Origin of the sequence: Geomonas terrae (assembly GCF_004791675.1) — a bacterium.
Classification (GTDB): domain Bacteria; phylum Desulfobacterota; class Desulfuromonadia; order Geobacterales; family Geobacteraceae; genus Geomonas; species Geomonas edaphica.
On sequence record NZ_SRSC01000001.1, the window covers coordinates 1,002,841 to 1,025,984 of the forward strand.

General features: G+C 62.2%; 17 protein-coding genes. 8 read left to right on the plus strand and 9 right to left on the minus strand.

Annotation, left to right across the window (positions count from 1 at the left end; translation table 11 throughout):
- Window positions 1–75 precede the first annotated feature (75 nt).
- The 8 genes from E4633_RS04190 to E4633_RS04225 all read left to right on the plus strand — a co-directional run bounded on the left by E4633_RS04190 (window position 76) and on the right by E4633_RS04225 (window position 12,213).
- Window positions 76–2,238, plus strand: a complete 2,163-nt coding sequence (locus tag E4633_RS04190; protein WP_135868996.1) for a hybrid sensor histidine kinase/response regulator — start codon at window positions 76–78, stop codon at window positions 2,236–2,238.
- 19 nt (window positions 2,239–2,257) lie between these two features.
- Window positions 2,258–3,184 carry an ABC transporter ATP-binding protein gene (locus E4633_RS04195; RefSeq protein WP_135868997.1) on the plus strand — a complete coding sequence of 309 codons (927 nt, stop codon included), beginning with the start codon at window positions 2,258–2,260 and terminating at the stop codon, window positions 3,182–3,184.
- Between the two features lie 148 nt (window positions 3,185–3,332).
- The gene (locus tag E4633_RS04200) at window positions 3,333–4,088 is read left to right on the plus strand and encodes an ABC transporter permease (protein WP_135868998.1); all 756 of its coding nucleotides are present in this window, start codon (window positions 3,333–3,335) and stop codon (window positions 4,086–4,088) included.
- Between the two features lie 211 nt (window positions 4,089–4,299).
- Complete coding sequence (locus E4633_RS04205; protein WP_135868999.1) at window positions 4,300–5,376, plus strand: radical SAM/SPASM domain-containing protein; 1,077 nt, start codon at window positions 4,300–4,302, stop codon at window positions 5,374–5,376.
- Between the two features lie 253 nt (window positions 5,377–5,629).
- Window positions 5,630–6,649 carry a uroporphyrinogen decarboxylase gene (gene hemE, locus E4633_RS04210; RefSeq protein ID WP_135869000.1) on the plus strand — a complete coding sequence of 340 codons (1,020 nt, stop codon included), beginning with the start codon at window positions 5,630–5,632 and terminating at the stop codon, window positions 6,647–6,649.
- Window positions 6,650–6,769: 120 nt separating this feature from the next.
- Window positions 6,770–7,723 (plus strand): magnesium/cobalt transporter CorA, encoded by a 954-nt coding sequence (gene corA, locus E4633_RS04215; RefSeq protein ID WP_135869001.1) that lies wholly within the window; start codon window positions 6,770–6,772, stop codon window positions 7,721–7,723.
- Window positions 7,724–7,839: 116 nt separating this feature from the next.
- Window positions 7,840–9,063, plus strand: coding sequence for an OmpP1/FadL family transporter (locus E4633_RS04220; protein ID WP_135869002.1), 1,224 nt, complete (start codon window positions 7,840–7,842; stop codon window positions 9,061–9,063).
- A 279-nt stretch (window positions 9,064–9,342) separates the two neighbouring features.
- A complete protein-coding gene (locus tag E4633_RS04225) occupies window positions 9,343–12,213 on the plus strand; it encodes a hybrid sensor histidine kinase/response regulator (RefSeq protein ID WP_135869003.1) in 2,871 nt (956 codons plus the stop codon).
- Here the strand turns inward: E4633_RS04225 and E4633_RS04230 are convergent.
- The 9 genes from E4633_RS04230 to E4633_RS04270 form a co-directional block, all read right to left on the minus strand.
- On the minus strand, window positions 12,206–13,243 hold the full coding sequence (locus tag E4633_RS04230) for a cytochrome-c peroxidase (RefSeq protein ID WP_135869004.1): 1,038 nt from the start codon (window positions 13,241–13,243) through the stop codon (window positions 12,206–12,208). The genes E4633_RS04225 and E4633_RS04230 overlap by 8 nt on opposite strands.
- Window positions 13,244–13,624: 381 nt before the next feature.
- On the minus strand, window positions 13,625–15,034 hold the full coding sequence (gene gltA, locus E4633_RS04235) for an NADPH-dependent glutamate synthase (RefSeq protein WP_135869005.1): 1,410 nt from the start codon (window positions 15,032–15,034) through the stop codon (window positions 13,625–13,627).
- Window positions 15,031–15,879 (minus strand): sulfide/dihydroorotate dehydrogenase-like FAD/NAD-binding protein, encoded by an 849-nt coding sequence (locus tag E4633_RS04240; RefSeq protein ID WP_135869006.1) that lies wholly within the window; start codon window positions 15,877–15,879, stop codon window positions 15,031–15,033. Before E4633_RS04240 ends, gltA begins: the two co-directional genes overlap by 4 nt.
- Window positions 15,880–16,068: 189 nt before the next feature.
- Window positions 16,069–16,944, minus strand: a complete 876-nt coding sequence (locus tag E4633_RS04245; RefSeq protein ID WP_135869007.1) for a DMT family transporter — start codon at window positions 16,942–16,944, stop codon at window positions 16,069–16,071.
- 215 nt (window positions 16,945–17,159) lie between these two features.
- Window positions 17,160–18,002, minus strand: a complete 843-nt coding sequence (locus E4633_RS04250) for an FAD/NAD(P)-binding protein (protein WP_135869008.1) — start codon at window positions 18,000–18,002, stop codon at window positions 17,160–17,162.
- Window positions 18,003–18,136: 134 nt separating this feature from the next.
- Window positions 18,137–19,144 carry a 4Fe-4S dicluster domain-containing protein gene (locus tag E4633_RS04255; protein WP_135869009.1) on the minus strand — a complete coding sequence of 336 codons (1,008 nt, stop codon included), beginning with the start codon at window positions 19,142–19,144 and terminating at the stop codon, window positions 18,137–18,139.
- Between the two features lie 145 nt (window positions 19,145–19,289).
- A complete protein-coding gene (locus tag E4633_RS04260) occupies window positions 19,290–20,234 on the minus strand; it encodes a 4Fe-4S dicluster domain-containing protein (protein ID WP_135869010.1) in 945 nt (314 codons plus the stop codon).
- A 210-nt stretch (window positions 20,235–20,444) separates the two neighbouring features.
- Window positions 20,445–20,960, minus strand: coding sequence for a hydrogenase iron-sulfur subunit (locus E4633_RS04265; protein WP_135869011.1), 516 nt, complete (start codon window positions 20,958–20,960; stop codon window positions 20,445–20,447).
- Between the two features lie 158 nt (window positions 20,961–21,118).
- Window positions 21,119–23,116 (minus strand): CoB--CoM heterodisulfide reductase iron-sulfur subunit A family protein, encoded by a 1,998-nt coding sequence (locus E4633_RS04270; protein ID WP_135869012.1) that lies wholly within the window; start codon window positions 23,114–23,116, stop codon window positions 21,119–21,121.
- Window positions 23,117–23,144: the final 28 nt, after the last annotated feature.

Consider the following 23,144-nt stretch of genomic DNA (forward strand, 5'->3'; position numbering starts at 1 on the left):
CAGTGGAGGCCGTTGGTGCTGCCATTGTCAATGGACCATCATCAGCTGTCAATTGCTGGAGGTAGTGCGTTGTCAATGGTCAATCTTCAATCGTCAATTCCCTTGAAGGTTCTGCTCGTCGAGGATTCCCTGGAAGACAGCCTGCTCCTGGTACGCGAGCTGGTGCGCGGCGGCTATCAGCTGGAGCACCGCCGTGTCGAGACCGCGGAGGGGATGCGCCAGGCGTTGCAGGATAACAAGTGGGACGTGGTGATATCCGATTACCGGATGCCCGCCTTCGACGCGCTCGGCGCCCTGCAGATCCTGCACGAAAGCGGAGAGGACATCCCCTTCGTCATCGTCTCCGGCAAGATCGGCGAAGACCTGGCTGTAGCCGCCATGAAGTCGGGGGCGAACGATTACCTGATGAAGGGGAACCTGGCGCGCCTCGTGCCGGTCGTGGAGCGCGAGCTTCGCGAGGCGGAGGAGCGCCGGACGCACCGGCTCACCCAGGACAAGGTGCGCCGCGGCAAGGCGGAATGGGAATCGGTCTTCGACGCGGTCTCCGACCTCATCATCATCACCGACAACGAAGGGGTCATCTCGCGCTGCAACGGCCGGGTCTTCTCCTACTTCCCCGGCGGGTACGACGCCATCCTCGGCAAGCGCATCGACGAGGTTTTCTTCGGATCGGAGGTTCCCGAGGGGAAAATCTTCCGCTTCCTGCACATGCAGGGTGAAACCGAAGAGGACATCCGCTTCCCCAACCTGAGCGGCTGGTACAACGTGGCGAGCTACCCGATGCGTATCGAGGGGAACGACCGCGCCGGCTTCGTGCACATCATAAAAGACATCACCAAGAGGCGCGAAGTGGAGGAAGAGAAGCGGACCAGCGACCGCGAGCTCCTCACCCTCTACGCGGTAGCCTTCCGCCTGCAGTACACCAAAGGGGTGGAGAAGGTGATGGGCGACCTCCTCTTCCAACTGCACAACATGCTGCAGATGGACTTTTCCTGCATCCATCTCTTCGAGGGGGGGGAGCGGCTCAAGATGCGCGCCTCGCTCGGACTCTCCGCCCCCTTCGAAAAGGCGATGAAGACGCTTCCCGCCGATGCGGAGTGGACGAGACTCGCCCAGGTCGGGCGCCCATTCCTCGGCGAGGAGCCCGATTCGCGCTTTCCCGAGAAGGCGAAGAAGGCGGCCGTCGCCATGGGGCTGCACTCCTGGTGCACGGTGCCTTTGAAGATCGGTCAGGAAGTGATGGGGGTGATGACGGTCGGGACCATCTCCGGGCGCAACTACAGCGACCGCGACGTCTTCCTGCTTTGCTCCATCGCCGGACAGCTCGCCGTGCTCATCGACAACTACAGCCTCTACGACAAGATGAAGGAGAAGGCGGAGGAGCTCTACAAGAGCAAGATGGAGCTCAAGGAGAACCTGCAGAAGGTCAAGAGGGCCAACATCGAGCTTGGGCGTCTCAACACCGCCAAGAACAACTTCATCGGCATCGCGTCCCACGAGCTCAAAACCCCGATCACCTCGATCATGGGAGGGGTTGAGTTCCTCCTGAAGTACGCGGGGATACCGATGACCCCCGAACAGCACAACATCTTCACCTCGGTGTACGAAGGAACGGTGCAGTTGAGAAAGCTGGTCGAGGATCTCCTTTCCATCTCGAGGATCGAGGCCCAGGGGCCGCTGGCGCAGAAAAGGCCTGCAAACCTGATCCAGCTCTGCCGCGAGGTGCACGACCTCTTCGCGCTGCCGCTTTCCGAGCGACACATCGCCGTGAAGATCACCGGCGAGGAGAGCTTGGTTCCGGTGGACGAAGGATTCGTGACCCTGGCGGTGCGAAACCTCATGGAGAACGCCATCAAGTTCACGCATGACGGCGGCGAGGTACGGCTCACCGGGCGGACGCTGAAGCATGCGCGCCTGAAGGAGTTGACCCCTTTAGTGCGCCAGTTCTACTCCTCCTTCCCCAACAACATCGCTGCGGTGAAAAGTTACTACCTGCTGCAGGTGAGCGACAACGGCATCGGCATCCCCGTCGACGAGCGGGTCCGCGTGTTCGACAAGTTCTACGGCGTAGGCGACATCGCCCACCACTCGAGCGGCGACACCGCTTTCATGTCCAAGGGGAGCGGGCTCGGGCTCTCCATCGTGCGGGGCATCATGGATGCGCACGAGGGTGTGGTGTGGGTGGAAGCGGCCGAAGGAGGCGGGAGCACCTTCTCCCTGCTTTTCCCGCTGGAGTAACAAAAAGACCGGGGCAATCATGAGCCACGCCATCAAGCTCCACGAGATCACCAAAAGTTACGACGGTTTCACCGCGGTGGAGCGCTTCTCGCTCGAGGTAGCGCGCGGCACCGTCTTCGGCCTTCTAGGCCCGAACGGCGCCGGCAAGACCACCCTCATCAAGATCCTCACCACCCTCATGCGTCCGACCTTAGGGGACGCCTTCGTAGAGGGTCACAGCGTGCTGACGGCAGGCAAGGAGGTCCGGCGCCTGATCGGCGTGGTTCCCCAGGAGAACAACCTGGACCGTTACCTGACCGCGCGCGAGAACCTCACCCTGCATGCGAGGCTGCACGGCATGCGCCCCGCTTCCTACAACCCCCGCATCGACGAGCTTTTGGAGATGACCGGGCTCGCCTCGCGCGGGAACGACTTCCCCGACACCTTTTCCGGCGGCATGCAGCGCCGTCTCGTGGTGGCGCGCGCCCTGGTGCACGAGCCGCGGGTGCTCTTTCTCGATGAACCGACCACCGGGCTCGATCCCCAGTCCCGGCGTGCGCTTTGGGATTACATCCGTGGTCTGCGCCACAAGATGACCGTGTTTCTCACCACGCACTACATGGACGAGGCCGACGCGCTTTGCGACCGGATCATGATCATGGATCACGGCGAGTGTCTCGCCGACGGGACCGCCGCGCAGCTGAAGGACGCCTATTCGAGGGCGCACACCTACCAGGTGGAGTTCAAGCGTGATGCCGAGCGGTACGAGGGGGTGCTGGCCGGGTTGTCGTTCGTGAAAGGGGTGGAGAGGGAGGGAGCCGTTTTCCAGATCACCCTGGCCGACGAGGAGTCGATCAAGCCGCTCATGGACCATCTGGGCGGTGCCGACATCCGCAGGATCTGTCTCAAGGAGCCATCCCTGGAGGATGTGTTCATCGCGCTGACCGGGGAGAGGGTCAGGGAATAAAGGCGGTTCAACGTTCGGCGTTCGACGTTCGGTGTGAAACCGGTTTCCCCCCCCGGGGCCTGCGGCAATGTCGCGGCACCGAGGCTTGGTGGTTGGGGATTGTACGCTTGAAAAAACGTTGAACGTTGAACGTTGAACGGAGGTTTCGGTGTTCAAAGGTGCGTTTTCCATCTGGGGCAGGGACATGCTGGTCTTAAGGCGCAGCATCGTCTCTGAGCTCGTCTCGGTGGTGGCATACCCCCTCACCCTCTACCTCGCCTTCGGCTTCGGGCTCAAAGGGTACATCACCGCGGTGAACGGGGTCCCCTACCCTCTCTTCATCGCCCCCGGCCTCATCTCGATGACCGCGGTCAACGCGGCCTTCGACGAGAGCTCCTGGAGCATGTGGTTCCACCGCCGCGTGCAGCGCACCATCGAGGAGTACCGCGTCACCCCGGTGACCGTCTACGACATCGTCATCGGCAAGATCTTCTCCGGCTTCTCACAAGGGGCGGTAAAGGGTTCGGTCGTCTTCCTGGTGATCCTCGCCCTCACCCCCTTCCGCATCGACTACACGCACCTCCCAAGCTACTTAGGCTGCATCGCACTCTCTTCCATGACCTTTTCCTGCCTCGGCACTATCTGCGGCACTGTCATAGACAAGCCGGAAAACATAGGCCGGGTGCAGTCCGTGATCATCGTCCCGCTCATCTTCATGGCGGGTATCTTCTTCCCTCTCTCATCCTACCCTTCATCCATACTGCCACTGATTGAGCTGCTTCCCACCACGGCTATTTTCGAGGGGGCGCGCGACGCTCTCCTAACTGGAGCCGTCCCCACTCACTACCTGGTCAATCTGGTTCTGAGTGCGGCCCTATCTTTCGCCGTCGCCGTATACGTCTTCAACCGTAAAATGGCGGAATAAGCGATTCTTCTTGAGTTCGTCGCGCCTTTCATAGTAAAGTTCGCAGTAAACTTTTTACCTCCTGGATGCCCCTTGCGACGCCGTGTCGGGAAGGAGGCAGCCGAAGCGTTCCTTGTCGCAGAGCCGACCGTTTTTGGCGCGAATTCGTTCCCTGCCCCCGAGTCGATTCCCCCCCGCACTGCACGCTTTCCAGGGTCACATTGGAGATACCATGGCCGAAGAGTTCGTACCGAAATGGATCGCCTGGGAGACCACCCAGCGCTGCAACCTCAAATGCGTGCACTGCCGCTGTTCGTCCGAGCTGACCTCGTCGGAAGGTGACTTCACCACCGAGGAAGGGAAGAAGCTCCTGAAGGAAATCGCCGATTTCTCGAAGCCGGTCGTGGTACTCTCCGGCGGCGAGCCTCTCATGAGGCCGGACATCTTCGAACTCGCCGAGTACGGCACCTCGCTCGGCCTCAGGATGTGCATGGCGACCAACGGCTCCCTCGTGACCGACGAGGTGTGTGAGAAGATGAAGAAGGCGGACATCAAGATGGTGTCGCTCTCCCTGGACGGCTCCAACGCCGCCGTGCACGACAACTTCCGCCAGTGCCCGGGCTCCTTCGAAGGCGTGATGAAGGCCGCCGAGCTCTTCAGAAAGCACGGCCAGAAGTTCCTGGTCAACTCCTCCTTCACCAAGCGCAACCAGACCGACATCGCCAACACCTTCAAGGTGGCGAAGTCCATCGGCGCCACCGCCTGGTACATGTTCATGATCGTTCCGACCGGTCGCGGCGAGGACATCATGAGCGAACTGATCTCCAAGGAAGACTACGAGGAGATCCTCGACTGGCACTACCACCAGGAGAAAAACGAGGACGACATCCTCATGCGCCCGACCTGCGCGCCGCACTACTACCGCATCGTGCCGCAGAAGGCGAAGGCGGAGGGTGAGAAGTTCGAGCGTCGTTCCCTCACCTTCTCCACCGGCGGCGGCAAGGGGTGCATCGCGGCCCAGACCATCTGCCTCATCGACTGCTTCGGCAACCTGAAGCCCTGCTCCTACTTCCACAGGACCGCAGGGAACGTGAAAGAGACTCCGTTCAAGGAGCTCTGGGAAAACTCGGAGATCTTCAAGGACCTGCGCGACTTCAAAGCCTACAAGGGTAAGTGCGGCGAGTGCGAATACCTGAACGTCTGCGGCGGCTGCCGCGCCCGCGCCGATGCGGTGTACGGCGACTACATGGAAGAGGAACCGTTCTGCAACTACGTGCCGATCAAGGTGCAGAGAAAAGAGCAGAAATAATTTGACGATTTGCTCCCGCCCCCCTTTGCGAAGGGGGGCGGGGGAGATTTGCCTCTCCCCAAGCAAAAGCAAATCCCCCTAAATCCCCCTTCGCAAAGGGGGACTTTTAAAGCGGCCCCTCTCTAGATGGGAGAGGGACCGGTTGTGCCATGCTCTCATTGAGCTTTTTTTGACGATGGCAATCAAAGTTGTGGAATGTGTGTCTCACAACTTTGATACTTGATCCCTCAAAATTTCACCCAGGAGGATTACTATGAATACTCGATTTTTAGACGCATGTTGGGGTAAGCCGGTCGACATCGTACCGGTATGGCTTATGCGTCAGGCCGGCCGTTACCTCCCCGATTACATGCGCGTCCGCTCCAAATGCACCTTCCTGGAACTCTGCAAGACGCCGGAACTCGCCGCTGAAGTCACCATCCAGCCGGTGGACATCCTGGGCGTCGATGCCGCGATCCTCTTCTCCGACATCCTCACCCCGATCGAGCCGATGGGTATGGAGCTCGACTTCACCCCGGGGCCGGTGTTCACCAAACCGATCCGCACCATGGCCGACGTGGAGGCGCTCAAGATCCCGAAAATGGAGACCGACGTCCCCTACGTGCTCGACGCCGTCAAACTCCTCAGGAAAGAGCTTGCCGCCAAGGTACCGCTGATCGGCTTCGGCGGCGCCCCCTTCACCCTCGCCTGCTACATGGTCGAAGGCAAGGGCTCCAAGGACTTCGCCGCACTCAAGAAGATGATGTACGCCGAGCCCGAGATCTACGCGGCGCTCATGGACAAGATCACCACCATGGACATGGAGTACCTGAACGCCCAGATCAAGGCCGGCGCGCAGGCGATCCAGATCTTCGACACCTGGGGCGGCATGCTCTCCCCCGCCGACTACGAGCGCTACGTCCTCCCGTACACCCAGCGCCTCATCAACGGCCTGAACCGCACCAACGTTCCGGTGATCCACTTCGTGAAGGGCGCAGGCACCATGCTCGAGATCGTGAAAGAAGCAGGCGGCGACGTCATGGGCCTCGACTGGCACGTGAACCTCGGCAAGGCCCGCGACATTCTCGGCGACATGGCGGTACAGGGTAACCTCGATCCGACCGTCCTCTTCGCACCGGAAGAGATCATCGAGCGTGAGGTGAAGCGCGTGCTCGACGAAAACGCCGGCAGGCCCGGTCTCATCTTCAACCTGGGGCACGGCATCCTCCCCACGGTACCACCGGAAAAGGCGATCTTCATGGTCGACTGCGTGCACAGGCTGTCGCAGAAATAATTCAGGACCACAGACTGGGGCGGCCGATAAGGCCGCCCTTCTTGTTTCAACCGGGCAAGGGGGCCGGTGCCAGCAGTGCCACGGCCGGCACCGAGGGCGCGGACCAGGCAGGAGCGCATCATGCTGAGGCTTTTCAAGATAGAAAGCGGACTCATCACGGAGATGGAGTTCGAGCGGGAGGACCTCCCCAACCAGATCCTAAAGGCCGACTGGATCGACGCCCACGAACCGGACGACGAAGAGAGGGATCTGCTGGAGCTCCTCCTGCATACCGACATCCCCGAGTACGACGAGGTCGACGAGATCGAGATCTCCGCCCGATGCTTCGTCGACTCCGCCGGGATCCATGTCCACCCGCTCTTCCTCTCCCAGAGCGAGGGGCGTCACATGACGCTTACCGTCGCCTGCATCCTGCAGACGAACCACCTGATCACCATCCGCGAGGGAGACTTAGCGGACTTTCGACTGCTGCGCATGCGCGCCCGCCGCGGTCACGTCGAGTGCCGTTCCGCAGCGGAACTGCTCGTCATCCTGCTGGATCAGAAGGTGGAGAACCACGCCGACACCCTGGAGGACATCCATCGCCAGCTCGAGGGGGTGAGCCACATGGTGCTCGAGGACGAGGACGCGGAACTCGAGGACGCCATCGACAAGCTGGCGCGGCTCGAGGACAGTAACGGAAAGATCCGCCTCTGCCTCATGGATACCCAGCGCGACATCTCCTTTTTGCTGCGCCACTTGCGGGATCGGACCGACCAGGCCGAAACGCTCAGGGAGATCGCCCGCGACGTCGAGACCCTCATGTCGCACACCACCTTCCTGTTCGAGAAGATCAACTTCCTGATGGACTCGACCCAGGGCTTCATCAATATCGAGCAGAACCAGATCATTAAGATCTTTTCCATTGCTGCGGTGGTCTTCCTCCCCCCTACCCTCGTCGCCAGCATCTACGGCATGAACTTCGACTACATGCCCGAGCTGAAGATGGGGCTCGGCTACCCGTGGGCCCTGGCCCTGATGATCCTGTCCGGCATCGCACCTTACTGGTATTTCAAGCGGAAGGGGTGGCTGTAAGTCTTTTTTCCCGCGTCTAATGGTTTTTATATCTGTATACGGAAAAATGGATTATTTACACCCTGTAAGAAAAGTGCTATAAGGTCCGCTTGAAATTCATTAATTGAGGCGGGCTTATGGCAAAGAAGGCGGTACTTGCGGCAGCAGCACTGTTACTTTCTATCTCCTCACCCGAAGCATGGGCAACCAACGGCGATACCCTGATCGGCGTGGCGCCTGCGTCTCGCGCCATGGGAGGGGCCGGCGTCGCCGCCCCACAGGACGCCATAAGCGCCATCTTCGCCAACCCCGCCGCGGTCTGCATGGGGCCCTACTGCCCCGGCACCGAGGTGGTCTTCGCCTCGACGATCTACAACCCGTCGGTAAAGGCCACCGTGACCATGGGGCCCCAGGTCGTCAGCGCGAAGAGCGACATGAGGCCGTTCATCATCCCCGCTGTCGGTATGGTCACTCCGATCAGCGACCGGTTCCGTTTCGGTCTCGGCATGTTCGGGATCACCGGTATGGGGGTCGACTACCGGAACAAAGGGATCGACCTCAACCCCGGCTCCCCCGGGGCCGAAGGTGACATCTACACGCAACTCCAGATCCTCAAGTTCGCCCCCAACATCGCCTTCCTGGTCACCCCGAATTTCTCGATAGGGTCTTCACTGCACCTTTTGTATGGCTCTCTTGACCTCGGCGAAGGTACCTCGCACAACTACGGCATCGGTGAGCAGCTTGGCGCCATCTACCGCATGGGTCCCTGCTCCATCGGTGCCAGTTACACCAGCGCGGAGAAGCTTTCGCACGAGAGGGTATCGGACTTCGGTAGTGGAGAGAAGAAGGAGCTGGAGATGGAGTCCCCGCGTACCGCTTCGGCGGGGATCGCGTGGCACGCCACCGAAGACCTGCTCCTCGAGGCCGATGCCAAGTGGCTAAACTGGAGCGATGCCGACGGTTATCGGGAGTTTGACTGGAAGGACCAGTGGGTCTACGCGCTGGGCATGCAGTACAAGGACCCGGACGGTCTTACCCTGCGCCTTGGCTACAACTACGGCAAGAACCCGGTGCGGCTACACAAGAACTTCGACCTCATGGGGACGACGCAGATCCAGGGGGCCACGGTCTCCAATGCGGCGTACGAATACCTGCGCATCATCGGATTCCCGGCGATAGCCGAGCATCACTTCTCATTCGGGGTCGGCTACCAGTTCACCGGCTCGTTCGAAGCGCATCTAGGCGGGATGTGCGCGCTCAGCAACCACGTGAGCGAGAGCGACGCGAGCGGGACCTACACCTTCTCTTCGAAGGTGAGGGAAACCTCCTACGATATCGGACTCATATGGCATTTCATGTAGCGTGAGTGCATATTGCAACAGAAGCCCCCTCAGCCAGAGGGGGCTTTTTTTTTTGCCTGCCCAAGACACCCCCCCCTACCCCGCCACAAACATTGACTCAAGAAAGCGCCATATATGCCGATAAAGTCGGTGGAAAAGATCCGAATAAGTAACACGTTGCCCCTACGGTACGCAGCCATTTATCCTCCCCTCCCCCGCCAGGCTGCCTAACCGGGCGAACGGCGCACTGCAAGATCCGGTCGCCGTAAATGCGGAGCCGCCAGGTTCCAACCACCAACCATGACCATAAAAGAAAAACCATACCCCGCCTCGTGCGGCATGCGCGAACGGATCATAGCCTACTTCAGCGTCATCTCGCTTGCCGGTTCGGCGGCGTTGATCCTCGTTCTCGTGTACGGCTCGGCCCAACTGGGGATCGAAGGGATCTACCCGCTTAAGCAGAGCGAGATCGTGCGTGCGCTGGAGGACGCGGCGGACTTGAAGGTGGAGTCGGTAGTGACCTGGCTCGCCTCGAGGCGTGCCGAGCTCGCCGTCGTCGCCAACTCGCGCGACTTCGTGAGGACGACCGAATCGGCCCTGGCGGGAGGCGACGAGCCGGACTCGGCGGATATCCAGTCACTCTCACAGAATCTGCGCACCCTAAAGATCATCTCTCCCGACACCTACACATCCGTGGTGCTGGTGGGCCCGGCAGGGAAGGTCCTGGCTGCGAGCGAGATGGACCTTGTCGGCGCCCGTTACCGCAACAAGGCTTTCATCGCGGCCGCACTCGCCGTCGGCGCAGCCGAGCACATCGACATCGTCCGCGAAGGGGGGGAACCGGTGATCCTCATCGGACGGAAAGTACTGGTCCGGGACAGGGCGGGGAAGGTGACCGGGGACGTTGCGGGGGTGGTAGTTGCCGAGGCCGGACCGAGACCGAGTTTCGAAGCTCTTACGCTGCTTCCCGGCACGGCCGGTGCGCAAAGCATCATGATCCTCGTGGGCCCGCGCGGCGAGCTGCTCGCATCGGTGCCGGAACAGAGTCGGACCCAGACTAGCAGGGATCCTCTCACGGAAAAACTGACCGGGCGGGTCCTCGGGAAGTCGGCGTCATCACAATTGGAGACGCTGAGTGACGGCAGAAGGTTCTTCGCCACCTACCGTTACCTGGAGGTCGGTGGCACCGGGAGGTGGGGGATCGCCGTCGCGGTCGACGAGGAGACCGCCTTCGCGCCCCTGGCAGCCACGAGGAGCCGGGCGGCCCTGTTCGGACTCGCCATGATTTCGGGAGCACTGCTCTTCGTGTGGTGGGGAGCCGGCAAGATTGCGAGCCCTATCCGGGAGTTGCGCAGAAGCGTCGCCGCCCTCGAGGGAGGAGATTTTTCTGCTCGAACGGCTACAGGTCACGGTACCGCCAAAGAGATCGCCGAGCTTGGCGCGGCTTTCAACAGCATGGCCGAACGCATCGCCAACTGGCACGAGGAACTGGAGCGGCAGGTCGCCGAGAGGACCAGGGACCTGGAACGGGAGAAGGAGAATGCCCGCCGCTACCTCGATGTGGCCGCGGTTATGCTGCTTCTCGTGGATACCGGCGGACGCATAGCGATGATCAACCGCACCGGTGCCGTCCTGCTGGGGGGGACGGTGGAGGAGCTCAGCGGTATGGACTGGTGTGAAAACTTCGTCCCGGCGGAGGAGAAGAGGGAAGTCCGCCAGATCTTCGACGGTCTGGTGCGCGGTGAGCACGAGTTTTTGGAGTTCTTCGAAAACCGCATAGTCACCAGGGACAAGGGGACGCGCCTCATCTCGTGGCACAACATCCTGCTGCGCGACGACCAAGGCCAGGTGCAGGGGGTGCTGAGCTCCGGAACCGACATCACGGAGAAGCGCCAGGGGGATTTGCAGCGACGGGAACTGGAGCGACAGCTGCTGCACACTCAGAAGCTGGAGAGTTTGGGCGTACTGGCTGGCGGGGTGGCCCACGACTTCAATAACCTGCTCATGGTGATCGGCGGGAACCTGGAGCTCGTCCGTCACGTGGTGGAACCTGAGAGTCCGGCCGTTAAATACCTGGACAACGCTTACCAGGCGGCCAAGCGCGCCGGCGATCTCACCCGCCAGATGCTGGCGTACTCGGGCAAGGGCGGCTATACCCTGCAGGTGGTCGACCTGAACCGACTGGTAGGGGAGAACGTGGATCTGATGAAGGCGTCGGTGCGCAAGGGAGCGGTCCTCACCGCCCAGTTGCAGCCAGGTGTTCCCTCGTTCGAAGCCGACCCGGGGCAGATGCAACAGGTGATCGTGAACCTGATCACCAACGCCCTCGAAGCGGTAGGGGAGGGGGGCACCGTGACGGTCAGCACGGGCGTAGCCGAGGTGGGGGCTGCAGAGCTCGCCATCAGCAGGCTGGACGAAAAGCCGGTAGCGGGGAGCTTCATCGTCCTTGAGGTTGCCGACAATGGTGCCGGCATGGACCGCGCCACCTGCGACCGTATGTTCGACCCGTTCTTCTCAACGAAGTTTACGGGGCGCGGGCTGGGACTTTGCGCCGTGCAGGGGATCGTACGCGGGCACGGCGGAGCCATCCTGGTGCGGTCTGAAACAGGGGAGGGGACCAGCGTCAAGGTGCTGTTACCCGCTCCCGAACAACAACTGATTGAGAAGAGCGTTGCGGCAAAGCTGGCACCGACGACGATCGTTGAGAGAGCGGTGGCGCGGGAAGAAGCGGCTAAGAGCTCACCTGGCGCAGAGGCGGGGATACCGCTCAAGGTCCCGGAGGAGGCAGGGGAAGAGGGGACGGTGCTCATTGTCGACGACGAGGAGATGGTGCGACTGGTCTGCCGGGCCATGGTGAGGGGGCTTGGCTATCCGACCTTGATCGCATGTGACGGTGCGGAAGCGGTCGCCCTGTTCCGGGAGCACGCTGAAAAAATCGCCGCGGTGATCATGGATCTATCCATGCCTGGGATGGACGGGATCACCGCGGCGGATGAGTTACGCCGCATTCGGCCTGGCGTGAAAATCGTGCTTTCCAGCGGTTACAGCGCGGCGGAGGAGGCAAGAAGGCTCTCCGGCCAGAAGGGGGCGCAGTTCATACAGAAACCGTACGACCTGGAATCCCTGAGGAAGGCCTTGGGCGCGCTGTCCGGTGGTACCACTGCTACTTGAGCTTTGGCTGCGGTGTCGTGTCGGAGCTCGGCGGAAGGAGCGGGTAAGCGATCCTCGGCTCCTTTCCGGTCAGCGCATGCAGGAAGGCTACGGTATCGTCCACCTCATGGTCGGATAATTTGATCCCGAGTTGAGCCGAAGCCATGACCGCCACCGCGTCGCGCAGCTTCCAGACCTTCCCGGAATGGAAGTAGGGCTGGGTCGCGGCCACGTTGCGCAGGGAAGGGGCTTTGAAGACGTAGCGGTCGCTCTCGGTGTTGGTGACCATGAAGCGGCCGGTATCGCCGGATGGGCGGATCTCGGTAGCGGGGGCTTCCCGCACGCCGAAGGGGTAGTAATCGGCGCCGCCGACGTTGACCCCGGCGTGGCACGGGGCGCACCCCTTGTTCATGAAGACCTTGAGCCCTCTTTTCTGCGCTGCGTTCAGGGCCTTGGTGTCTCCTTGCAGGAAGCGGTCAAACGGGGAGCTCGGGGTGATAAGGGTCGCCTCGAAGACCTCGATTGCCCTCGCCATGTTGTCGAAGCTTACCGGATCCTTCTGCCCGGGAAAGGCCGCCCTGAATAGAGGTCCGTAACCCGGGATGCTCTTCAGCGTCTTCACCACGAGTTCTGGGTTGCTGTTCATCTCGACGTTAGCTTGAACCGGCCCCTTCGCCTGCGTCTGCAGGTCCTTCGCCCTTCCGTCCCAGAACTGCGCAGCATCAAACACCGCGTTGAAGACGGTGGGGGAGTTGCGTGGTCCTTTCTGCCAGCCGTGTCCAACTGCAGTTTCCTGTAGATCCGCCCCGAACAGCCCGACGTTATGGCAGGTGTTACAGCTGATGAGCTGTGAGCTGGAAAGCCGCGGATCGAAGAACAGTTTCCTTCCGAGGTCGATTTTCGCGGCGGTGGCTGGGTTCTCCTTCAGGGATGGGGCCTTGGACGGGATTGGTTTGAAGAGCTTCTTCGCCTGCGTCGTCAGATCATCGGCGGCGAACGCGGAGTTGCCAAGGCAAAGTAGTGCGAACAACAATAACGCCCTCTTTTTCATGACTGCCTCCTATTAGAAAGGTGAGATCAGCAAAACCATTAAAAGGTACCCCCGACAGCCGAGGTGTCAACCGCAGGCAATAATGAGGAAAGCGGGAAAAGCTGCTCACGCAGCACTACATGAGCCCCGGCGCTCCCCTTTTAGCTAAGAATTCCGGGTACTAGGCGGATGTCTCCTCGAAGCGGTGAGCACGGCAGAACGTCCTCTCCTTTTCGAAGGAGGAGCTTGTCCCCCTTAGCGAACTTTGCGAAGGGGGGACAGGGGGATTTGCCCTTTCCTTCGCGAGCGAGCGCAAACTGTGCTCACTGGAATCTCAAGAACTAAAAAAAGGGGGAGGGCCTATGGCCCTCCCCCTTTGTGCGGCAGACGTCACCGCGTAACTTAGCGTTTCAGGTAAGCATCGATGGAAGCGGCGGCGCGCTTGCCGTCGCCCATGGCGAGGATGACGGTGGCGCCGCCCCTGACGATGTCGCCGCCGGCGAAGACGCCGGGGATGCTGGTCTGGCCGTTATCGTCGGTGACGACGTTACCCCACTTGTTGAGGTTGAGGTCCGGTGCGGTGGCGGTGAGGAGCGGGTTGGCGTTGGTGCCGACCGCGTTGATCACTATTCCCGCCGGGATGTCGTACTCGGAATCGGGAATCGCCTGCGGACGACGACGACCGGAGTCGTCGGCGGGACCAAGCTCCATGCGCTGGCAGCGCAGCGCCTTCACCCAGCCGTCTTCGGTGGCGACGATCGCCAGGGGGGCGGTGAGCATGATGAACTCGACCCCTTCCTCCTTGGCGTGCTTGATCTCCTCGACCCTCGCCGGCATCTCGGCCTCGCCCCGGCGGTAGATGATCATGGCGCGCTTGGCGCCGAGCCTTTTCGCCGTTCTGACGCAGTCCATCGCCGTGTTGCCGCCGCCGATGACGGCGACCTCGTCACGCTGCAGGATGGGCGTGGCGCTGTCCTCCCTGCGCCCAGCCTCCATGAGGTTCACGCGGGTGAGGAACTCGTTGGCCGCGTACACCCCTTTGAGGTTCTCCCCCGGGATGTTGAGCATGGTGGGGAGCCCGGCGCCGTTGGCGATAAAGACCGCATCGAATTCGCTGCGCAGCTCGGCGACGGTGAGCGTCTTGCCGATGATCACGTTGCACTCGATGGTGACGCCCAACTGGGCGAGCACGGCAACCTCGCTGTCGATGATCTCCTTGGGAAGGCGGAACTCCGGGATGCCGTAGCGGAGCACGCCGCCGGTGTCGTGGAGCGCCTCGAAAATGGTTACCTTGTGACCCTGGCGTGCGAGCTCACCGGCAGCGGTCAGCCCGGCAGGGCCGCAGCCGACCACGGCCACCGACTTGCCGGTCGGCTCGGGGGCGGGCTCGGTGAGAAGGCGGTCCGGGTGCTGCATGGCCCAGTCCGCCACGTAGCGCTCGAGGTAGCCGATGGCCACCGCGTCACCCTTCTTGCCGCGGATGCAGAGCGCCTCGCACTGGGTCTCCTGGGGGCAGACCCTGCCGCAGACGGCGGGTAGCGCGTTGTCGCCGCGCAGGATCTGCGCCGCACGCGGCATGTCCTCGCACGCGAGCGCGTCGATGAATTCCGGGATGGAAACACCTACCGGACAGCCCGCGACGCAGTTTCTCGTCTTGCACTGCAGGCAGCGCTTCGCCTCGGAGAGCGCCTGATCCCCGGAGAGTCCCAGATTGACCTCCTCGAAGTTCTTGTTCCGCTCGTCCGCCGGCAGCTCCGGCATGTGTACCCTGTCTATCGCCATCCTCTCTTTGGGGGAAAGGTCGTTGCTCACTTTGCTACCTCCTTAGCCAGTTTGCAGCCCTCGGCTGCGTGCCTTGCCGCCTCTTCCTTGCGATAGCTGGTGAGGCGGTCGGAAAGGCCGTCGAAGTCGACCAGGTGCGCGTCGAACTCCGGTCCGTCCACGCAGGCGAACTTGGTCTGGTTGCCAACCTGCACGCGGCAGCCGCCGCACATCCCGGTGCCGTCGATCATGATCGGGTTGAGGCTCACGATGGTCTCGATGCCGGGCTCGCGGGTGATGTTCGCCACTGCCTTCATCATCGGAACCGGGCCGACCGCGAAAACCGCCTGCGGCACGCGCTCGGGGTCGGCGAGGATCTCGGAAAGAGGACCGGTCACGAACCCCTTGTAACCCTGGCTGCCGTCCTCGGTGGTGATGATGAGGTTTTTCGAGAGAGCCCCAAGCTCGTCGGCCAGGATGACGTACTTCTCGGAACGACCGCCGATGATGGTGGTGATTTCGTTGCCCGCCTCGGCGAGTGCCTTCACCAGCGGGAAGAGGACCGCGGTACCGACCCCGCCACCGACGCAGACGACTCTGCCCCAGTTGGTTATGTGGGTTTCCTTGCCCAGGGGGCCGGCGACGTCGCGGATGAAGCCGCCTTCAGGCGTTGCCACGATTTTCCGGGTGGAGGCACCGATGGCCTGGATGAAGAGGGTGATGGTCCCGGCGGCCTGGTCGGCGTCGCCGATGGTGAGCGGGATGCGTTCCTCGCCCTGGTCGAGGCGGACGATGACGAACTGTCCAGCCTTCCTTGCCCGCGCGATGCGGGGGGCGACCAGCACCATCTTGTGGAGGTTTTCCGCGAGAATCTCGTTGCTTACAACTTCGAACATTGGGGTCACCTTCTTGGGGAAGAGATATGCTGCAGCTGTTTTAGCGTAGTGAATACGATATCAGCAGCGAGGGGGGGAGGGCAAGGAAGTATACGGAAAAGCAGGGGTAATGAACAATTGACAATGGATAATTGACAATGGACGACTCGACTGCCTCAAGCGGCTTGCAGGGAAGGGCAGGGGAGGGGGCTAGGCCTTTACTTTATAGGTTGCGCAGATGATGCCGGCGAAGATGAGCACGATGCCTGCGATGTGGAAGCCCTGCAGCGTTTCGCCGAGGAACATCACCGCCATGATGGTGGAGAAGGCGGGCATCAGGTGCACGAACTGCCCGCCTATGTGGGGGCCGACCCGGCGCAGACCGTGGTTCCAGGCGGTGAAGGCGACCACCGACGCGAGGACGCCGACGTACAGGATGCTCAGTACGGTAGGGAGGTTGAAGGTCATGTGGTGTCCTGCGGAGATCTCCCAGGCGTAGAACGGGACGAGGAGCACGAGGCCGACCACGGTCATGGAAAACAGGAACACGAACGGGTTTAGCCCCTGGGGGTAGCGCTTGATCGCCACCGAGTAAAGCGCCCACGCGATCGCGGCCAAGAGCACCAGGAGGTCGCCGCGGTTGAAGGTGAGCGTCAGGATGCGGGCTGGGTCGCCGCGCAGGATGATGGCCGCGACGCCGACCAGGGAAAGGAAGACACCCGCGTGCTGGCGCAGCATGACGCGCTGCCCGTAGAAGATGCGGGCGAACATGATGATGAAGATGGGGATGGCCGAGTTGACGAGGGCCGCGTTGATCGCGGTGGTCCAGTGCATCGCCATGTAGATCAGGTAATTGAAGAGGGTGACGGCGAAGAGCCCGGAGATGCCTATAAGCGGCAGGTTGGCGCGCAGGATGGGCCACTCGCGACGCAGGCGCGGCAGCGCGATCGGTAGGAGCACCACGAGGGCGACCACCCAGCGCCAGAAGACGAAGCCCGCGGGGGGAATGACGCTGTTCATCGCCCGGCTGATCACGAAGTTACCGGACCAAATCAGAGCGCTCAGGGTGAGAAGGAGGTACGGCATGGATACCCGCTGTGGCGGAGATTTCGTCCACCCCGGCCCTCGCCCTTTGGGAGAGGGCCGGGGTGAGGGCGGCGCCAAAGCGGAAAGACTCGCTCATTTCGCGCAGTTGGTCAAGCAATTTGAACAGGGATGAAGGGGATAAAAGGGATAAAGGCGATAGAGGCGGGGGCAAGAAAGGGGGCAGGCACCTGACGGAGCCAGTCCCCTTTGCGCAGCTAGAACTCCTGCGACATCGCCTTCACTTCCCGGGCGGTGAAGACCGGGCCGTCTTTGCAGACGTAGACGTTGCCCACGTTGCAGCGGCCGCACTTGCCGACGCCGCACTTCATCCTGTTCTCCAGCGTGGTGTAGATGTTGTCGTCGGAGAACCCAAGACGCTCCAGAACAGGCAACGTGAACTTGATCATGATCGGGGGACCGCAAACAAGGGCGATGGTGTTCTCGGCGCTCGGCGCCGCCTCCTCGAGGACGGTCGGGACGAAGCCTACCTTACCGTCGAAGTCGGGGCCTGCGCCGCCGGGATCGACGCACTTCACCAGACGCACGTCGCCGCGCTCCTGCCACTCCTTCAACTCGTGCTTGTAGACCAGGTCCGCCTCGGAGCGGGCGCCGTACACGATGGTGATGTCTTTGAACTTGTCGCGCAGGTCGAGACAGTTCCAGATCACGGTCCTAAGCGGCGGAAGGGCGATGCCGCCGGCGATGAAGACAAGGCTCTTGCCGTAGAACTCTTCGATCGGGAACGAGTTGCCGTAGGGCCCGCGCACACCGACCGTATCGCCCACCTCAAGCCTTCTGAGCGACTCGGTCACGCGCCCGACGCTCCTGAAGCAGCACTCGATGTAACCCTTGCGGGTCGGTGCCGAGGCGATACAGAAAGTCGACTCGCCGAAGCCGAAAGAGGAGTACTCGGCGAACTGGCCGGCGCGGAAGGTGAAATTTTCCCGGACCGCCTCGTCCTGGAAGACCAGGCGCAGCGTTCTGACATCCGGGGTCTCGTCGACGATGGCCTCGATGGTGGCGAGGTTGGGGAGGTAGATGTTCTTTGATTGGCACATAGATCGGTTCTCTCGTACCCCCTCCCCCCTTGCGGGGGAGGGTCGGGGTGGGGGGGAAGCGGCCACAGGCGTTGCCGTCGGCATCTTCACCCACCCCCCGACCCCCTCCCGTCAAGGGAGGGGGAGAGATAGGGTTAGTCCTGCTTGGCGTTGATGGTTTCCAAAATCTCGGCGATGTCGATGCCTACAGGGCAGGCGCGGATGCAGCGGCCGCAGCCGGTGCAAAGCGTTTTGCCGAACTTGTCGTCGTAGTACTTGAACTTGTGCATGATGCGGTTTCTGTAGCGCTTGTTCTGTACGTCGCGCGGGTTGTGCCCTGATGCGTGGTTGGTGAACTTCGCGAAGCCGCAGGCGTCCCAGTGCTTGCGCCGCACACCGTCGTCGGTGCTCCCCTCGTCGTTGATGTCGAAACAGTGGCAGGCCGGGCAGATGAAGGCGCAGGCGCCGCAACCGACGCAGATGTCGGCGATTCTCTCCCAGAGCGGATCCTCGAAGTGCTCTTCCAGCCACTTCTTGATTTTGACGAGGTCGAGCTTCTGGACGGCCTGGTCCACGAACGGCACGGGCTCGGCACCCGCCGCTTCCGCGAAAAGGTTCTTGTGTGCGGCAACCAGGGCCTGTCCCTTTTCGGTCACCGCGTTGCAGGCGTAGGAGCCGTCCTTGAGCGGGGTCAGGAAGAGATCGCTGCCGTTCTCGGCATCCGGCGCCAGTCCCACCGCGCGGCAGAAGCAGGCGTCGTCACCCTTGGTGCAGGCGATCCCGACGATGGTGCTCTTCTTGCGGCGCTCCAGGTAGAACTCGTCCTTGTAGTCCCAGGACATGACGGCATCCAGGATGGAAGGGGAGCCGGCATCGCAGGGGGGCGCGCCGATCAGCACCGTTTCCGGGAATTTGGAACGGTCCACGTCGGTCACCTTCATGCCGCCGCCTTCCCGCTTGTAGGAGAGGATGTCCTCGCAGACGGGGAAGAACAGCTCTTTCGAGGAGCGGCGCGGCAGTGCGTCGAGGGTCAGCTCGGTCCCCGCGGTGAGCGGTTCGTAGAGGACCACCGATCCCGACAACTTCGGGCCGACGACGAGTTTGGCTTCCTTGACCAGGAGGTCGATCAGACTGCGAAGGTTCTGTTCCGTAATGATCTGCATAGGGTTCTCTTTCATGGCGGCCGTTGCAGGGCCGCCGTTGATGGTGTCAGCTCCGCCCCCCGGAGGGGGGAGGCTGGGAGGGGGGAAGCTAGCGGTGAAAAGCCCCCTCCCTGTCCCTCCCCCTCCAGGGGAGGGGACCTTGTGCCTACTTGATGAACGACTGGTCGTCGTCCTCCTTGTACTGGTTGAGCGGCCCCTTTTCCACCGGGGCGAGGCCCGCCTCGTAGTCGTAGAGCTCCTTCAGCTCCTTCGCCATGCGGCGGTTCAACAGGTTCAACGGGATGTCCATCGGGCAGACGCGCTCGCATTCGGCGCACCCGCCGCAACGCCCGGCGAGGTGCATGGCGCGCACGAGGTGCCAGGCCATGTTGCCGGCGGGACGCGGCGAGCTCTCCACCGCCTGCGGTCGGTTCTTGTCGCACAGGCACTGTTCACAGTAGCAGAAGGGGCAGACCTGGCGGCACGCCATGCAGCGGATACAGCGCGAGAAATGTTCCTTCCAAAAAGCCCAGCGCTCCGTCTGCGGCATCGCCTCGATGCGGGCCATCTCCTCCGCCTCTTCCGGGGTCAGGTCGGCGAGCTCGGCGTGGGTTCCGGCGGCGACGTCGGCCCCCTCCGGCATGTGCACGGTGCACTCGCGGCACTTGCGGGCGATATTGGCCTCGGTCAAGGTCCCGGTCCGCTCCACGCCGAAACCGTACACGCCGGGGCAGACCACGCCGATGATGAAAAGGTCCTCCCGCTGGAGCTGCGATTCCGTCATCAGACCGGCCAGGGCGCGCATGTCGCATCCCTTGGCGACGATGCCGACCTTACCCTGCTTCAGCACACCCTTCTTCGCCTTCGTGAGGTAGACCGAGAGGTTGTTGACGCAGGCGGGCGAGAAAATGAGTTTTTCCGCTTCTTCCACCGAGGTCACCAGCGCAGGGGTGGCGGTCCCTTTGCGGCGACCGGGGAGGTAGCCGACCACGCCGACCACCGTCTCTTCTTTAAGGATCTTCACCGCTTCCTTGCGGATCGCCTCGGTGACAGCCTCGTAGTAGGTCGGCTCGATGCTCGTCAGTTGGTTCTTGTTTGCTTTTGCGTTCATGTCGTTGTCCGTAGGCGCCGCTGCTGGCGCGGGTGGAGATTGTTGGTACGAGAGGTAGAAGCGGTTCCCCCTCCCTGATTCTCCCCCTCCGGGCCTACGCCCACCGAAAGGCTTCGGTCTGCAGGCGGGGGCGGGGACTCAATTGGCCGGTCCATTCTCCTCTCCCTGGAGGGGGGAGGTTGGGAGGGGGGCTCCCTCATCAAACATTACCTACCCTATACTGTCGTACGCCTCTTTCAGCTCCGGAGAACTGAGCACCTGGGATTTGCCCGCCGTAGCCTCGGCGAAGGTGGACCACAACTCCTCGTGCTCGAGTTCCTTGAACTCCGGCATCGGCCCCATGGTGCGCACCCGCTCAGTCAGATCGGTCACCACCTCGACCCACTTTCCCCCCTCCGCGGCGGAGACCCAGGAGAACTGGAGCCGGTTCAGGTCGACCCCGATGAAGTCGAGCAGGGCGCGGAAGGCGGCGAAGCGGCGCCGGGCGTGGAAGTTGCCGGCCATGTAATGGCAGTCGCCCGGGTGGCAGCCGGAGACGAGCACCCCGTCCGCCCCTTTCTGGAAGGCGCGCAGGATGAAGACCGGATCGATCCTCCCGGTGCAGGGGAACTTGAGCACCCGGACGTTGGGCGGGTACTGCATCCGGCTCGTGCCGGCAAGGTCCGCCCCCGCGTACGTGCACCAGGTGCAGACGAAGGCGACTATCTTCGGTTCAAAATCGTGCATGGAAACCTCTGGAGCCGTTCAACGTTCAGCGTTCAACGTTCGAGAACGTGATCGCCCTGACGGAACGGGGTGTTGACTGTCTTGTCACTATCCAAAAAATCGCTTTAGGGAAGAACCCGCTGAACGTTGAACGCTGAACGCTGAACGGCCTCTCGCCTTTACAGCGCTTCTATCATCGCCATGATCTGCTCATCGGTGTAGCCGTCGAGCTCGATGGACTTGGAGGGGCAGGTGGCCTGGCAGGTGCCGCAGCCGCCGCACACGCCGGGATTCACGTAGGCCACCTTCTTCACCAGATTCCCCTGGCGGTCCCTGATCTCCTTCTCCTCGATCGCTCCGTATGCACAGACCTTCTTGCAGGCGAAACAGCCGACGCAGTACTTCTCGTTCACCTTGGCGACCACCGGATCGCGCTCCAACTGGTCCTTCGCGAACAGGGTCATCACCTTCGCCGCGGCCGCGGAAGCCTGGGAGACGGTGTCCGGGATGTCCTTCGGCCCCTGGCACGCGCCGGCAAGATAGATCCCGGCGGTGGCGCACTCGACCGGCTTCAGCTTCGCATGGGCCTCGGAGTAGAAGTTGTACTTGTCGTAGGAGATGCCGAGCTTCTGCGCCAAGAGGTCGGCGCCGTCCTGGGCCTGCACCGCGGTGGCGAGGACGACCAAGTCCGCCTCGATCTCGACCTGGACGCCGACCTGGATGTCGCTCCCCATCACGACGATCTTGTCCCCCTTCTGATACATGCGGGAGACCATGCCCCTGATGTAGACCGCTTCCTCTTCCTCGACGGCACGACGCCAGAACTCGTCGTAACCCTTGCCCGGAGTACGCGCGTCCATGAAGAAGACGTAGGCCTGCCCGTCGTGCACCTTGTGGTGGTAGAGCATGGTGTGCTTCGCGGTGTACATGCAGCAGACCTTGGAACAGTAGGAGATCCCCTTTTCCCTGGCGCGCGAACCGACGCACTGGATGAAGACCACCTGTTTCGGTTCCTTGCCGTCCGAGGGGCGCAGGATCTTGCCGCCGGTGGGGCCGGAGGCGGAGGCGAGACGCTCGAAGGTCATGCCGTCGATGACGTCGGGGATGGTGCCGTAGCCGAACTCGCCGTAACCCTGGATCGGGCTGTCCTCTGGCTTCCTGTCGATGGTGTAGAGCTTGAAGCCGGTGGCGACCACGATGGCTCCCACGTCCTCGACGGTGAAGCTGTCCGTCTGCTCGTAGTCGACCGCGCCCGGTCCGCACACCTTGGCGCAGACGCCGCACTTGCCGCTTTGGAACATGGTGCAGTTTTCCCGGTCGATGACCGGCGTGTTGGGAACCGCCTGCGGGAAGGGGACGTAGATGGCGGGGCGCATGCCGTGCCCCTGGTCGAACTCGTTGGGGATCTTCTTCTTCGGGCACTTGGTCATGCAGACGCCGCAGCCGGTGCACTTGGACTCGTCCACCGAGCGCGCCTTGTGCTTCACCTTCACCTGAAAGTTGCCGATGTAGCCGTCTACCTTCTCGATTTCCGCATAGGTGTAGAGGGTGATATTCGGGTGGTTCGCCACGTCGACCATCTTCGGGGTCATGATGCACTGGGAACAGTCGAGCGTTGGGAAGGTCTCGGAGAGCTGCGCCATGTGGCCGCCGATGGAGGGGTCGCGCTCGACCAGCACCACGCGGTGTCCGGCGTCGGCGATGTCGAGCGCGGCCTGGATCCCGGCGATGCCGCCGCCGATGACGAGCGCCCGCTTGGTCACCGGGACGGTGATCGGCGCGAGCGATTTACCCTTGCGAACCCGCTCCACCATGAGCTTCACGATGTCGGTCGCCTTCTCGGTCGCCTTCTCCCGGTCCTCGTGGACCCAGGAACAGTGCTCGCGGATGTTCGCCATCTCGCACAGGTACGGGTTGAGCCCGGCGGATTCGGCCGCCTTCCTGAAGGTCTTCTCGTGCATGCGCGGGCTGCAGGCCGCTACGAGCACGCCGTCCAGCTTGTGCTCGGCGACCGCCTTCTTCAGAAGGGTCTGTCCCGGGTCCGAGCACATGTACTTGTAATCGCAGGAATACGCTACCCCGGGGATTTCACCCGCGGCCTTGGCGACCTGCTCCACATCCACAGTGCGGGAGATGTTCTCGCCGCAGTGGCAAACAAAAACGCCGATTCTGGACATAAGCTCCTCAATCCGTTGCTGCCGCCGG

Bases quoted from the DNA above. Each gene is read 5' to 3' on its own strand.
- E4633_RS04190 (WP_135868996.1), top strand. From the start codon at position 76: ATGGTCAATCTTCAATCGTCAATTCCCTTGAAGGTTCTGCTCGTCGAG.
- E4633_RS04195 (WP_135868997.1), top strand. From the start codon at position 2,258: ATGAGCCACGCCATCAAGCTCCACGAGATCACCAAAAGTTACGACGGT.
- E4633_RS04205 (WP_135868999.1), top strand. From the start codon at position 4,300: ATGGCCGAAGAGTTCGTACCGAAATGGATCGCCTGGGAGACCACCCAG.
- hemE (WP_135869000.1), top strand. From the start codon at position 5,630: ATGAATACTCGATTTTTAGACGCATGTTGGGGTAAGCCGGTCGACATC.
- corA (WP_135869001.1), top strand. From the start codon at position 6,770: ATGCTGAGGCTTTTCAAGATAGAAAGCGGACTCATCACGGAGATGGAG.
- E4633_RS04220 (WP_135869002.1), top strand. From the start codon at position 7,840: ATGGCAAAGAAGGCGGTACTTGCGGCAGCAGCACTGTTACTTTCTATC.
- E4633_RS04225 (WP_135869003.1), top strand. From the start codon at position 9,343: ATGACCATAAAAGAAAAACCATACCCCGCCTCGTGCGGCATGCGCGAA.
- E4633_RS04230 (WP_135869004.1), bottom strand. From the start codon at position 13,243: ATGAAAAAGAGGGCGTTATTGTTGTTCGCACTACTTTGCCTTGGCAAC.
- E4633_RS04240 (WP_135869006.1), bottom strand. From the start codon at position 15,879: ATGTTCGAAGTTGTAAGCAACGAGATTCTCGCGGAAAACCTCCACAAG.
- E4633_RS04245 (WP_135869007.1), bottom strand. From the start codon at position 16,944: ATGCCGTACCTCCTTCTCACCCTGAGCGCTCTGATTTGGTCCGGTAAC.
- E4633_RS04250 (WP_135869008.1), bottom strand. From the start codon at position 18,002: ATGTGCCAATCAAAGAACATCTACCTCCCCAACCTCGCCACCATCGAG.
- E4633_RS04255 (WP_135869009.1), bottom strand. From the start codon at position 19,144: ATGCAGATCATTACGGAACAGAACCTTCGCAGTCTGATCGACCTCCTG.
- E4633_RS04260 (WP_135869010.1), bottom strand. From the start codon at position 20,234: ATGAACGCAAAAGCAAACAAGAACCAACTGACGAGCATCGAGCCGACC.
- E4633_RS04265 (WP_135869011.1), bottom strand. From the start codon at position 20,960: ATGCACGATTTTGAACCGAAGATAGTCGCCTTCGTCTGCACCTGGTGC.
- E4633_RS04270 (WP_135869012.1), bottom strand. From the start codon at position 23,116: ATGTCCAGAATCGGCGTTTTTGTTTGCCACTGCGGCGAGAACATCTCC.